We start from the raw sequence: 12,303 nt of genomic DNA, 5'->3' as shown, positions 1-12,303 counted from the left end.
TGATCCGGAGACATATATGCCTACGATACTAATTACCGGCTGCTCGTCCGGCTTTGGCTTGGAAACAGCAAAGCTCTTTCTGCAACGCGACTGGGATGTGATCGCGACGATGCGCAACCCCGACGCGGCGGTGCTACCGGCCGCCACTCGTCTTAGACTGCTGCCCCTCGACATCACTGATCCGACGAGCATCGGGGAGGCCGTCAAAGCTGCTGGCCCGGTTGATGTCCTGGTGAACAACGCCGGCCTAGGCGCACCATCGCCGATCGAGCTCACAACACCGGAAACGGTTCGGTCGTTGTTTGAGATCAACACGATCGGAACGTTGGCGATGATCCAGGCTTTCCTTCCGCAAATGCGCCAGCGTCGGGCGGGTGTCATTATCAATGTCACCTCCACGGTAACGGTCAGGACGCTTCCGGTCATCGGTGTCTATCGCGCGAGCAAGGCTGCGGTGAACGCCATCTCCGAGTCGTTGGCAGTGGAAGTGGAGCCATTCGGAGTTCGTGTGCACATCGTTTTACCAGGCCGGTCTCCGGAAACGAAGTTTGGCGCCAATGCCCGGCCCCATTTGCGCGGCCTGGATGATCCTGACTATGCGTCACTCCTACAGCAGTTCGGGAAGAACGTGCAGGACGATAAAGGCCCGGTAACCTATGCACGGGATGTAGCCGAAGCGGTCTGGCGCGCCGCCACCCAGCCTAAGACGCCGCTCCGCATTCCTGGAGGGGCTGATGCTGAGGCCTGGATGACCGAAGCTGGAATGTAGGCCAAGCGGCAGCCGAAAGGCTGCCTCTTCTCTCTAGCGGTGATAATTCAACACATTTGGCTCCTAGAGGCATTTGAGCCCGCGGCGCCGTACTGCGAAACCTAAGTCACTGAGACCTCATGGATCGTTTCCGTGAACCATTTGCGGACGGATAAATGGTGTCTGAGAGTGTCTAGGGATTGGATGGGAATGGATGTTGAAATGGAATTTCTAGACATGGAGGCCGTCCGGATAGCGCCTCAAATCCGGTCGCTGATCGCCGAAATCGACGAATTCAAAGGTGCTTCGGGCAATCATCCAGATCGCACCTGAGCGGTTGGCCAGCCACCGGCGTGTCGCAACGATGATGGTCTGGTTTGCCCAGTGCCGCGGAACGTCTCGCTCTACGTGAGCACAGCACACGAATTGGTCTTTTGCCACGACGATGAATGAGCCAGACTAAGACCATCGCCGACTCACGGACTGAGCTCATGAACACGGAAGCATTCTTCACCAAAATCCGGACCTACACCGATCTGTCAGAAAAAGCCGAGCTCGCCTGGTCGTCACTCCTGCGGCAGAGACAATATCGTAAGGAGGAGCCCTTCATTCGCGCGGGCGACGTACCGACGACCTATGCCTTCGTTGTCGAAGGCCTTCTGTGTCAGCGCTATGTCGGCCGCGACGGCGACCTGGTCATTAAATGCTTCTTTCCTGAGAACCGCATTGCCTCATCGGTCAGCGCGACTCTGCTCGGCAAGCCCAGCCCATTCGCAATTACGGCGATCGAGAACAGCACCGTTCTCGAATATGACTTTGCAGCTTTCAAGTCGCTCGTGAGTGACTTTCCCGACATTGCAGCGTTTTACATCAGCTATATGGAACGCCATTGGATTATCAATAAAGAGCCGGGCGAGATCGCTTTTCGGCATGACGACGCGATGCAGCGTTACATCGACTTCATCCATAGGGAGCCGGAACTGCATAAGCGTCTGAAGCAGCATCACATCGCCGCTTGGTTGGGCATAACCCCGGAAAGCCTCAGCCGACTGCGGAAGACAATCGCGATCACAAGATCCGACAAACGCTGAGGCGATTTCTTAACAAATATCAATTCTTCCGCGACCGAATTGCCCCATCTCTGCAGCCAAGCAACCGCCGTGAAGGTCATGGCGGGGCTTCAATCACGGATATTGCCCCCGATTCGGCCGTATCCCGCTACGACCAGAGGGCTCTACGATGACCAAGATGATTTTTGTGAACCTGCCGGTGACCGACCTGGCTCGGGCCAAGGCTTTCTACGAAGCCCTGGGTTTCACCAACAACGCGCAGTTCAGCGACGATAACTCGGCCTGCATGGTGGTGAGCGAGACGATCAACGTCATGCTTCTCACCCACGATAAATGGCGCGGTTTCACCAGCCGTCCGATCCCGCCGGCAACGTCGAGCGAAGTAATGCTGGCCATCTCCTGCGAGAGCCGCGAGGCGGTCGACCAGATGAATGAGGCTGCCGCCCGACATGGCGGGGAAGCTGACATCAATCCGATGCAAGACCTCGGCTTCCTGTACAATCGCAATCTCGCCGATCCGGATGGACATGTCTGGGAAGCAGTGTGGATGGATCCGAACGCGATGTCTACCGGTGGCTGATGTTAGTCATTCCAGTAGTCGTCGACCCGCTAGCGGGTCGACAAACCGCTATTCGCCGATCGCTGCGGGCCTCATCGCGATCGTGCAGGCGAGCACAATGCAGGCGGCCGCACGATGCCATTTTAAAAATTGAGGATGCGGTCTTGCCGCCACGATCGCTTTTGCAGCGTTATTGATTGGAACCTATCGGGGGTTGTTTGCATGAGGAAAAATCAGAACCTCGAGATCGTCTGGAGCAGTCGCTTCGCCCAATTTCAAGAGTAGCTGGTGCCTCTGATCCGTCGTGGAAGCGCCCTACGCCCCATGCAGCGGATCGAATTGAAGTTCCTTCGCTCAAAATCTGCAGTGCTTGCTCATGTTACAAGCCCCCACCTCACATCAACGGCCCGGCCTAAATTTTGATAGCGGCCGCGGTAGCTGACCAGTAACGAGACTTCGACATGAACTTTACCATCGTGATTACCACGTCTCCTCTCACCGCGTGAGATGCGGATTTCGCGACACTTCTCGCCGCGCATGCAGCTTTGTGCCAACTTCGACTATCGCCCTTATGGCCGGCAATAGCTCTTTCCCCAGCGCCGTCAGCGTGTATTCCACAGTGGGTGGTGTAGGTCGGCATCACTTGTCGAGAAATGACATCGCGGCCCTGCAGATCGCGCAAGCGGCTCGTTAGGACCTTAGCCGAAATAAGACGACAATCTCTCTTAATTTCTGAGAGCCGACGTGGACCTTCGCTCAGCGCCCTGCCGGCTACATGAAATTGCCAACTTTTCCTCCTCCTCTATCTCTTCACCAGTTGGTGAAGCTACCGTCGCGACGCCGGAGGTGCGGCGGCTCGAAATACTGGAAGTCGACCTCTGTCAGAGCTTCCTCATTGACTTCAATCCCCAGACCGGGGCCGTCGGGAACGCGGTAACGGGCGCCCTCGAGAACCGCTTGCTCTGGGAAGAGTTCACGCGAATCGAAGCCGAGCTGCTCCACCGGGGACGCCCGGCACTCGAGCCAGGCGAAATTGGGGACGGCCGCGGCAAGATGAAGGGTGGCCGCCGTGCATATCGGACCCAACGGATTGTGCGGCATCAAGTCGACGTAGTGGGCTTCGCTCCAGGCCGCGACCTTGGCGGCCTCTGTAAAGCCGCCGACATTGCATATGTCCAAACGGTTGAACTGATGGATATCGCGCTCAATGTAGGGTAGGAACTGCCACTTGGATGAAAACTCCTCCCCGATGGCGAAAGGCACGTCGGTCATCCGCCGCAGGGCCTCATAGGCCTCGGGGGTTTCGTCCCGGATAGGCTCTTCGATAAAGTCCAGCGTGGCGCGTGGCATCTTCTGGCAGAATGACGCCGCCTCGGCGACCGAGAGCCGATGGTGATAGTCGATACCAAGGACCGCTTCCGGTCCTAACTCCTCTCGCGCTTTTACCATCCAGGGCGCCGTGCGGGCGATCGATTCCCGAGGCTCGAAAACGTCTACCGAATGCTGGCCCCATGGCACGAAGCGTATGCAATTCCAACCCGCATCCCAAAGGACCTTGGCCTGCTCAATCATCTCAGGCCCTGGATCGGCCGGGGCAGTGGCAAAGGCTGGAACGCAATCGCGATGCTTGCCTCCCAGCAATTGGTGAACGGGAACACCCAACGCTTTCGCCCGGATATCGTGAAAGGCGATATCCAAAGCTCCGATCGCAGCGGTCAAAACACGTCCGCCTTCGAAGTACTGGCTGCGATACATCTCTTGCCAAAGAGCGCCGCACTGGCGAACATCTCGTCCGATCAGGAATTGCTTGTAGTGCTGGAGAGCCCCTATCACGGCATGCTCTCTACCTGTCAGGCCAGACTCCCCCCATCCATAGATCCCATCTATAGTCGTGACTTTCATAAGGAGCTGGTTCCGGTGGCCGACCCGTGGAGTAAAGCACTCGATCCGATCGATTTTCATTCAGTTATCTCCTCTCCGGTTTGGAGTTGCTCAAGTCGATCCGCCCCTTCCGAGCCACGGATGACGATCGCGGTTGCAATATGTCGTGCTTCCTCCGGCCGCCCCCCTGCAATCGCACTTGCCAGGGCCACGTGGATGGCCGGATTGGGGTCATAGGAAAGTCCTGCTTCGTGAAGCCGGAGATCGGCGTGGAACAAGGTCCGCAACATCACTTCGAGAGGATTGCGGAGAGCCTGGATGAGGGTGTTGTGCGTGGCTTCCAGGATGGCCAAGTGAAACGCGATGTCTTCCTCGATTGCATCAGAAGACGGGGATTCCCCCATGGCTTTGGCGAGACTGACGATTTTGGCTCTTTCGGCGGCGCTTGCATTGGTAGCCGCCATTGCTGCGGCTCCGGGCTCAATCATTTCCCGGAGCTGCGCAACTTCGCGCCTGTACCGCGCGTGGGAGGATTTGTCGGTCAAGCGCCAGCCGATGACGTCCGCATCCAAATTGTTCCAGTGCGCCTTGTCAGCGACCCGCGACCCGTAGCGGCGGGCTGTTTTTATCAGCCCTTTTCCAGCGAGTACCTTTGCGGCCTCTCGCAGAGCGTTCCGGCCAACCCCATATTTGCTGGCCAAATCGATCTCGGTCGGGAGGATTGAGCCTGGCGCCCATTCTCCGCTGACGATCGACTGCCCCATCGCCTGAACAGTCGCGGCGATTAATCCCTTTGCAAGCATGCGAATCCTCCCTACAGGATCCCTTTAAATCCCATTTAAAACTATTGTCAATGAGCGCGGAAAGGTCGAAGCAACGACATTGCGGCTGCGATCCAAGTCGCGTGGAGGCTCCGAGAAGTTGATAGGTAGAGGTAGAGGTCGCGACGTCGGCGGCTTCGTCTCCCTACGGCAACGGCATGAACTCAAGCATATCGTGAATACCAGCCATGGCACGCCGGCCCACCTTTGTGCTGCCATGCAAAACACGGCACGATCACATCTTTTTCGGTAGCGACGGCTATTTCACCGAGAACCGTCTTGAGTTCGTCGTCTGAGCGGCCGCATCCATGAGAAGACAAAAGATATAAAATAGGGATCACTATGCACAAAATGATCTGTCTAAATATCATTCACGTTGTTAGCCGCCTCACGCTGGCGAGATGTACCACCATACCTGCTTTGGCAATGGCACATCCCTGTTTCCGCTCGCCCTCGCCACTGGTACCCATCCGTTTCCACTTCTGAGTAAAACGCACTGCTCGAAGCCAAAGCAAAGGTCGTTCCAAAACCAGCTCACATATCTCATTGCCTCGCTTTACAGCTTGACTTGTCCCAGGTCGCTGAAGCGCAGCGCTCTACCGTCTGCCGCGACTATGGCATCCATATCTTCTGCAAGCGCATCGCGATCATCGACACCGCGCAAGAGACGGCCGGCAAGAGGATCGAAACGTCCGGCGGCGATATCGGCAATCAAAAGCGCAGCCCGCGATGGCTCAATGTCGACACCATCGTCGAAAAGCTGTTGGATCCCGGGCAGGTAGGTTTTCCCCGCCTCCGACGATAGCTGTAGTTCCGTCATCGCACTCCGAACAAGACCGGGATCGACTGCAAAAGCGCGCACCTCGTTGCCGATGGTTGTGTCGTTCAGACACTCCGTGAGACGCATGATTGCGGCTTTGCTGGACGCGTAGCCGGAGCCATGTGGAAAACTGTTGCCCGTTCCGCCACCAACCAGGTTCACGATCCGGCCGCTACCCCTTCCCATCATCACAGGGATCACCGTGCGGCAGGTATTGAAGGTACCTCGCAGGTTGATCTCGACATCCCGCCACCACACAAGGGGATCACAGTCCCAAATAGGACCGAAGCCCTGAAACGAGCCGTGGTTGTTGATGAGAATGTCTACAGCACCCAATTCAGCCGCGATGCGCGTGAATGAATTTTCAACCGCAGCAAGGTCAATCAAATCCGTCGAAATAGACATCGCTTGCCCGCCCTCGTCCTCGATAAGCGCGACTGTTGTCTCAATTTCCGTCAACGTTCGCGCCAGCACGGCGACCTTGGCACCTTCCCTAGCCTGCTGTAGAGCGATCTCTCGACCTATTCCTCTGCCACCGCCGGTTACGACAGCGACGGTGTTCGAAAGGCGGGCCATGCTAACTCCTGTGACATTGTCTGATCCGGATGCAAAACTATGTGTGCCTCGGCCGAGTTTGTCGAGGACAAGGACCACCGCAAGTTCTTCGACGTCTCCCGCAAGGTCGGCCCGCAGATTGCAACCGCCCTGATGGAGCGGGGCGTGATCGGCCGGCCATGCCACAGGGCGACATCCGCGGCATTGCGCCGCCGCTCTGCCTGACCCGTAAGGCGGGCCGATATCGTCGTCAAGGGGGCAGCCGGCGCGATAGCTTCTGTTCTTGTGTAAACAAGTTCGTGGATTTTTCCGTTGGAATGACGGACTGCGCAGCTCGGATCAGCACCTCCCACATCCCAGCCGTTGTCTTGTCCAAGCGTGGGTGATGATGGAGGAGCTCCCGCTGTCGCTGGCGATCGGCTGGCCCGGTGTTTCTTTCACCAGGTCCGGCTCCATGGTGAGCTGGCCGACCTTGCGTCCGAGCGCCGCAATGTGGGCCTCGTCCTCCGCGATGACGCTGGCCTCAGCCTCCCCATCGTTCAGCTCGCCGCGATCGAACTACGCCAGCCATAACTGGATGAGGTTGGCCGAAACGCCATAAGTGCGCTGTGCGTCGCGCCGTCTGCCGATAAAATCTACCGGTCGCTCCTGGTTATCGTCCTGGTCGCGCTGAAGACTTACCAAGGACGTTCTAAGGAAAACAGCCTGCTCTTAGATAACATTTGGACCGGTGACCCAGACGTTCGAGCCTTCGTGCATCCTGAACGCCTATAACATGTCAACAACTTACTGCTGAATCAGCCATCGAGTCTGGCGGGTTCCTGATCTTAGGAAGATGTAACTGCCGCGCGAACCACGTGTTCGAAAGCTCCAGCCGCAGGACGGGTCGTCCGCGGAGCCCAGGGCGCAGCCAAAATTGCCTCTCACGCGTGACAGGACAGCGGCAGATAGCGTCATGAGACGGCAAGAAGGCCAGGACTGACACCGGCAACATACCCTCTGGCGAATCTGCCCGGGGAGCATCCGAGCCTTTTACTGAACGCTGTACTGAAGGCGCTGGCGGATTCGTAACCTATGTCATCGGCGATCCGGTCGAGCGACTTAGCACCATTCAACAGTGCCTGCTTAGCAAGTGCTATGCGCCAGCGCGCCAGATATTCAATTGGCGCGCAACCAACAACCTCGTTGAACCGCGCGGCAAAACCCGATCTCGACATGCCAGCTATTCCCGCAAGATCGGCTACGGTCCACCTCGTACGAACGTCCTCGTGGATGGCACGCAGAACACGGGCGATGGCGGGATCGCGCAGCCCATTCAACAAACCCGCCGAGGCTGCATTATTTCCGATAATGTCCCACCGCAACGCCTCTACCAGCAGTGTCTCCAGCAAGCGCTGGATGATCAGTTCTTTGCCGGGATAGTTGGAAACGCACTCCTCAGACAGCAGTTCGATCAAGCGGCCAAATCGCGTCCCACGCCCCGCCGAAGCGGGAACATGAATTGCATCGGGCAGCAGCGCGAGCAGCAGCGACGCGTTGGCACTCTCAATCGAGAAGCTCCCGCCCAGCGCCACAAAATCTGGGTCTCCTTCTTGATCGCCGTGCCGGACAGCTTTAGCCAGAGGTTCAGCGGGCATGCAGGGGGTGCCTGGTTTGCTACACAGAGAGAACGCTGGCGTAGTCGGCAAAAGGAGAAAATCGCCTTCGGCAATCCGAAGCGGCTCCTGGTTACCTAATGTGACCCATGCTTCTCCGGTCAGGACAACCGTAAACCCGGGTGGGTCATACGACCTATAGCGAACGCCCCATTGGCCGCGCCCGGAGATGGGCTTTGCTATCGCGGCTCTCGGTCGCAGGAGAGCAATGATATCGCTGAGAGGATCCATGAATTTGGACGATCTATAACATTTTATGGATGTTGGATTATAGATCGTATTGAGGTGTCTGTCTATTGCTACATGATCGAAACCAAGGAGACTAACATGACCAAGACCATCCTCATTACCGGGACATCATCGGGCTACGGAAAGTCCACTGCGGAACACTTCCTTTCGCGCGGCTGGAATGTGGTCGCGACTATGCGGCGCCCGAACCGGTCGCTATTTGCCGAAACCGACCGGCTGCGCGTGCTGCCGCTCGATGTCACCAGCCCCGAAAGCATCGCCAGCCTCTTCAAATCGGCCGGTCCAATTGACGTACTGGTGAACAATGCCGGGCTTGGCGGTGTCGGTGCGTTCGAGGCGATGCCAATGTCACTTATCCGACAGCTTTTCGAGACCAACACGATTGGCGTCATCGCGATGTGCCAAGCCGTCATCCCGCAGATGCGTGAGCGTCGGTCCGGAACGATCATAAATGTCACATCGAGCGTTACTCTGGGGGAATTTCCACTCGCGGCAGCCTATACCGCCACGAAACAGGCCGTGGAAGGCTTCTCGGCTTCACTTGCGCATGAACTCCGCTATTTCGGGGTCCGGATGAAGCTCGTCGAGCCCGGCTATGCGCCAACCACTCGGTTCGGGGCGAATGCCATCGTTCCTGTCTCGGAGCTCCTTCCCGACGGATATGCTGACTTCGCACAGCCAATTCTCCGGGCCCTGGCGAATCCTGCCCTGACCACCACGGAAAGCGATGTAGCAGGAGCAATCTGGCAGGCCGCTCACGATACCGAGAACCAGCTCCGCTTCCCTGCTGGCGCAGACGCTATCGCGCTTGCTCAGACGCGCTAAAAGATGATAGCGGCAAGGGCGGCAGTGGCCGCCACGCTTTCTGCTGCCCTACGTGGTCTCCCGCCCAGTGGGTCGGATGGGCGCAAGCTGCCACAGCCTCTGAAGGGAGTCGAACCGTCGACCCGCTGAGTCCAGACCAATTGAAAATTCAAAGATCGGGCAGCGTACCGGGTGCGACTGCCGATGACCTGGGATCATGAACTGAGAACGCTGTCCGTTCCCAGGGAATGCGAAACATTCGGCGATCGCGCTGAGCGACCGCCTCTGCCGAGGATTTCTGGCGAGAACGCCGAAGACCGCCTTGCCAAGACCCTACTTGCCGTGCCCGGTCGCAAGCGCAAACAGCCTGGCCTGCCGGTCGGCAAAAGCACGCGGATTGGCTGGCTTGTCCCCATCAAGAATGCGTGCCTCGTCAAGCAACAGCCACACCGCATCCTCGCGGAAGGCCGGATCGTCGATCGATGCGATGCTTCTAACACGCTCGCTCTGTGCATTGATCTCCAGGATCGGCTTCGATGCTGTCTGTAACCGCCCGGCCCCTTGGAGGAGCTTTTCGAGCTGGCGATCGGGGCCATGTTCCGACGCGACAAGGCAAACCGCGCTTTCGGTCAATCGATCGGAAATACGCACGTCAGCGACCTCCTCACCAAGGGCGCTTCGAGCGAAATCGATGAATGCCACGACTTCCGGAGAAGCTTGCCGGCCACCCTCATCAGTGCCGCCCTCACCGGTCACGGCGTTTAGATCGGCAAGGCCCTGGGTAACCGATTTAAGTGGCTTGCCCTCGAAATCTGCGACGTTGGTCGGCCAGAAACTGTCTACGCCATCGGTAAGGAGAAGTACCTCGATACCTTTGGCTCGAAAACCCTCGAGTTGCGGCGACGACCTCAATTGGTCCAGACTGGAGCCGCTGATGTAATAGATCGCCGACTGGCCCTCCTTCATCGTGGTTAGGTAGTCGGCTAGGCTCCTAGTCGCCTCGCCGGACACGGTACTGTGGAATCGCGCCAGCCTCAGCAACTGCGAGCGCCGCTCGAAGTCGTCGTAAATACCTTCCTTGAGAATCGCGCCGAACAGATTCCAGACCTTGGAAAACGTCTCGGCTTCGCCTTCGGCCAGCTTCTCTAGGGCGGAAAGGATACGGCTTGTCACGCCCTTTTTGATAGCGGCAAACACGGGACTTTCCTGGATCATCTCGCGGGAGATGTTGAGCGGCAGATCCGAGGTGTCAACGATGCCGCGGACGAACCGCAGATAACGCGGCAGCAACTCGGCTTCGTCGGTTATGAACACGCGCTTCACGTAGAGCTTCATCCGACCCTGTCGGTCTGGATCGAACAGGTCGAAAGGTTGAGAGCCGGGGATGAAGGCAAGCGTCGTATATTCGTGGCGTCCCTCAGCGCGGAAATGCACGTTAGCCAGCGGCTCGTCGTATTGGCCCGAGACACTACGATAGAAATCGTCGTAGTCCTGCTTGGATATCTCGCTCTTCTGCTTGATCCAGAGCGCTGCACCATCGGAGACCTGCGACGGCTCCGCGCCGTCTTTTTCAACGAGACGGATAGGAACGGGTACGTGGCCGGATTGATCACGAATGATCTTCTCGACCGTCCATTTGCTGGTATATTTCTTTGCATCGTCCATGAGATGCAGCACGACACGCGTTCCCCTCGCTGGCGCTTCTCCGAGATCGATCGCGAGGACCTCATAGCTTCCCTTGCCATCGGATGTCCATTTCCAGGCCTCGCTCTCACCGGCGCGGCGGGAAATCACATCGACCCGGTCAGCGACCATGAACGACGAGTAAAAGCCGACGCCGAACTGGCCGATCAGTTCCGCTTTCTCCCCAGCTTTGGCCGCCTCCAGCCGATCCATGAAGGCTTTTGTCCCCGAGCGCGCGATCGTGCCAAGCGCGTCGATCATCTCGTCGCGGTTCATGCCGATGCCATTGTCCTCAATAACGAGTGTCTGCGACTCCTCATTGAGCGTCACAAGAATTCCCGGCTGGGTCCCCTCGGCCGAGAGCTGCGGCTTGGAAATCGACTCATACCGAAGTTTTTCACAGGCATCCGCTGCGTTCGAGATCAATTCTCGGAGGAAAACATCTCGGTCCGAGTAGACCGAATGTACCATCATGTGCAGGAGCCGGCTGACATCGGCTTCAAATACGTGTTGCTCGGGGTGCCGCTCTTCTACTGTTGCCATTGATAACTCCATCGCGCGGAAATCGCCGGTCAAATGGTTTTCCCGGCATTAGAATTCAAGTGCTCTCTGCCGCGTTACAATCCCAGTGGTATCGTCTGTCGACAGATTCTTTCGTCCTCTCCTCAAATGCCGATCGGCAATTCTCCACAATTCCTCTAGCCTCGCCAAAAGCCTCTGCGGCAACGGTTCGGGTACTCGTTCTGTGGAAGACGATTTGGCTGGCTGAATGACCTATCCCGCGCGTCGAAAGGATCCGAACCTTCGACCAGACATTATGGCAGTGACCTCGACATCTAAGTCCCATATCGACCGCAGCTGTATGCGGCGACCTCGGTCGGCACCAAAACCACCAACCATGATGCCAACAGCAACATGATCTCCGATGGCAATCGCGCGCTGACCCGGAATGGTGCCGACCGGCTGTCGAGTGTCCCCCAGAACGCCACCACCGTCACCTACACCTTGGCCGAACGGCGCCCGGGTAAAGAAAACGTGGTCTTTCGGCACCACCCTTTATACCGACGGCTGCGTCGAGATCGATCGCTCGACCCCCGACAACGACGTCTATACCTGCGATCCGCGTGCCCACATCAAGATCGTCAGGGTTACGGCCTCGGCAACGGTGACCAACAGCTTCGTGCATCGCGACCATCTGGCTCAGGGCGCCAGGTCACCGACAGCAATGGCGATCTCGTCGAAGCCACCGGCTATGCCGCCTTCGGCGAGCAGACCAACACCACCTTCCGAGAACGTCCCTCCAGGCTGTACGAGTTCGACAAGAACACGGGCCGGCGCGAAATCGCTCGGCGCTTCGTTCACGAGTGGCACTCCCGCCGCTTCGAACAAAAGGCCACGGAAGTTGGGGTATGAAGCATCGAATAGCTTCGGTCCGGTCCGTACGTGGCCCTTCAAGCC

The 12,303-nt window shown here is 57.8% G+C and carries 11 protein-coding genes and 1 pseudogene; 5 read left to right on the top strand and 7 right to left on the bottom strand.

The window, feature by feature from the left end; genetic code table 11:
• The first annotated feature begins 16 nt into the window (after window positions 1–16).
• The 3 genes from QTL94_RS16665 (at window position 17) to QTL94_RS16655 (ending at window position 2,398) form a co-directional block, all read left to right on the top strand.
• Window positions 17–769: an SDR family oxidoreductase gene (locus QTL94_RS16665; RefSeq protein ID WP_289802564.1), complete on the top strand. Its 753-nt coding sequence runs from the start codon at window positions 17–19 to the stop codon at window positions 767–769.
• Window positions 770–1,239: 470 nt separating this feature from the next.
• Window positions 1,240–1,839 (top strand): Crp/Fnr family transcriptional regulator, encoded by a 600-nt coding sequence (locus QTL94_RS16660; RefSeq protein WP_065690478.1) that lies wholly within the window; start codon window positions 1,240–1,242, stop codon window positions 1,837–1,839.
• Window positions 1,840–1,987: 148 nt separating this feature from the next.
• Window positions 1,988–2,398 carry a VOC family protein gene (locus tag QTL94_RS16655; RefSeq protein ID WP_065690389.1) on the top strand — a complete coding sequence of 137 codons (411 nt, stop codon included), beginning with the start codon at window positions 1,988–1,990 and terminating at the stop codon, window positions 2,396–2,398.
• A 474-nt stretch (window positions 2,399–2,872) separates the two neighbouring features.
• Here the strand turns inward: QTL94_RS16655 and QTL94_RS28345 are convergent, their stop codons facing one another.
• The 4 genes from QTL94_RS28345 to QTL94_RS16640 form a co-directional block, all read right to left on the bottom strand.
• On the bottom strand, window positions 2,873–2,995 hold the full coding sequence (locus tag QTL94_RS28345; RefSeq protein WP_354666064.1) for a hypothetical protein: 123 nt from the start codon (window positions 2,993–2,995) through the stop codon (window positions 2,873–2,875).
• Window positions 2,996–3,187: 192 nt separating this feature from the next.
• The gene (locus tag QTL94_RS16650; protein ID WP_289802563.1) at window positions 3,188–4,339 is read right to left on the bottom strand and encodes a mandelate racemase/muconate lactonizing enzyme family protein; all 1,152 of its coding nucleotides are present in this window, start codon (window positions 4,337–4,339) and stop codon (window positions 3,188–3,190) included.
• On the bottom strand, window positions 4,336–5,061 hold the full coding sequence (locus tag QTL94_RS16645) for a FadR/GntR family transcriptional regulator (RefSeq protein ID WP_289802562.1): 726 nt from the start codon (window positions 5,059–5,061) through the stop codon (window positions 4,336–4,338). The genes QTL94_RS16650 and QTL94_RS16645 overlap by 4 nt, the downstream gene beginning before the upstream one ends.
• Before the next feature lie 574 nt (window positions 5,062–5,635).
• The gene (locus QTL94_RS16640) at window positions 5,636–6,475 is read right to left on the bottom strand and encodes an SDR family NAD(P)-dependent oxidoreductase (protein ID WP_289802561.1); all 840 of its coding nucleotides are present in this window, start codon (window positions 6,473–6,475) and stop codon (window positions 5,636–5,638) included.
• A 39-nt stretch (window positions 6,476–6,514) separates the two neighbouring features.
• Here QTL94_RS16640 and QTL94_RS16635 point away from each other — a divergent pair.
• A pseudogene (locus QTL94_RS16635) lies at window positions 6,515–6,745 on the top strand (aspartate aminotransferase family protein); the annotation flags it as partial.
• Window positions 6,746–7,407: 662 nt separating this feature from the next.
• On the opposite strand, the gene QTL94_RS16630 reads toward QTL94_RS16635, so the two are convergent.
• Window positions 7,408–8,340, bottom strand: a complete 933-nt coding sequence (locus QTL94_RS16630; protein ID WP_289802560.1) for an AraC family transcriptional regulator — start codon at window positions 8,338–8,340, stop codon at window positions 7,408–7,410.
• 96 nt (window positions 8,341–8,436) lie between these two features.
• Here QTL94_RS16630 and QTL94_RS16625 point away from each other — a divergent pair, with 96 nt between their 5' ends.
• The gene (locus QTL94_RS16625; RefSeq protein WP_289802559.1) at window positions 8,437–9,183 is read left to right on the top strand and encodes an SDR family oxidoreductase; all 747 of its coding nucleotides are present in this window, start codon (window positions 8,437–8,439) and stop codon (window positions 9,181–9,183) included.
• 312 nt (window positions 9,184–9,495) lie between these two features.
• Here the strand turns inward: QTL94_RS16625 and htpG are convergent, their stop codons facing one another.
• Together htpG and QTL94_RS16615 are read right to left on the bottom strand one after the other, a co-directional pair.
• Complete coding sequence (htpG, locus tag QTL94_RS16620) at window positions 9,496–11,388, bottom strand: molecular chaperone HtpG (protein ID WP_289802558.1); 1,893 nt, start codon at window positions 11,386–11,388, stop codon at window positions 9,496–9,498.
• Between the two features lie 657 nt (window positions 11,389–12,045).
• On the bottom strand, window positions 12,046–12,207 hold the full coding sequence (locus QTL94_RS16615) for a hypothetical protein (RefSeq protein ID WP_158007258.1): 162 nt from the start codon (window positions 12,205–12,207) through the stop codon (window positions 12,046–12,048).
• Between the last annotated feature and the right edge of the window lie 96 nt (window positions 12,208–12,303).

The sequence above is a fragment of the Rhizobium sp. S96 genome, from assembly GCF_030382195.1.
GTDB lineage: Bacteria > Pseudomonadota > Alphaproteobacteria > Rhizobiales > Rhizobiaceae > Rhizobium.
This window is presented reverse-complemented; position numbering and strand designations above follow the sequence as displayed.

Excerpts from the sequence above, each read along its gene's own strand:
- QTL94_RS16650 (WP_289802563.1), bottom strand. The coding sequence starts at position 4,339 with ATGAAAATCGATCGGATCGAGTGCTTTACTCCACGGGTCGGCCACCGG.
- QTL94_RS16640 (WP_289802561.1), bottom strand. The coding sequence starts at position 6,475 with ATGGCCCGCCTTTCGAACACCGTCGCTGTCGTAACCGGCGGTGGCAGA.
- QTL94_RS16625 (WP_289802559.1), top strand. The coding sequence starts at position 8,437 with ATGACCAAGACCATCCTCATTACCGGGACATCATCGGGCTACGGAAAG.
- QTL94_RS16630 (WP_289802560.1), bottom strand. The coding sequence starts at position 8,340 with ATGGATCCTCTCAGCGATATCATTGCTCTCCTGCGACCGAGAGCCGCG.
- QTL94_RS16665 (WP_289802564.1), top strand. The coding sequence starts at position 17 with ATGCCTACGATACTAATTACCGGCTGCTCGTCCGGCTTTGGCTTGGAA.
- htpG (WP_289802558.1), bottom strand. The coding sequence starts at position 11,388 with ATGGCAACAGTAGAAGAGCGGCACCCCGAGCAACACGTATTTGAAGCC.
- QTL94_RS16645 (WP_289802562.1), bottom strand. The coding sequence starts at position 5,061 with ATGCTTGCAAAGGGATTAATCGCCGCGACTGTTCAGGCGATGGGGCAG.
- QTL94_RS16660 (WP_065690478.1), top strand. The coding sequence starts at position 1,240 with ATGAACACGGAAGCATTCTTCACCAAAATCCGGACCTACACCGATCTG.
- QTL94_RS16655 (WP_065690389.1), top strand. The coding sequence starts at position 1,988 with ATGACCAAGATGATTTTTGTGAACCTGCCGGTGACCGACCTGGCTCGG.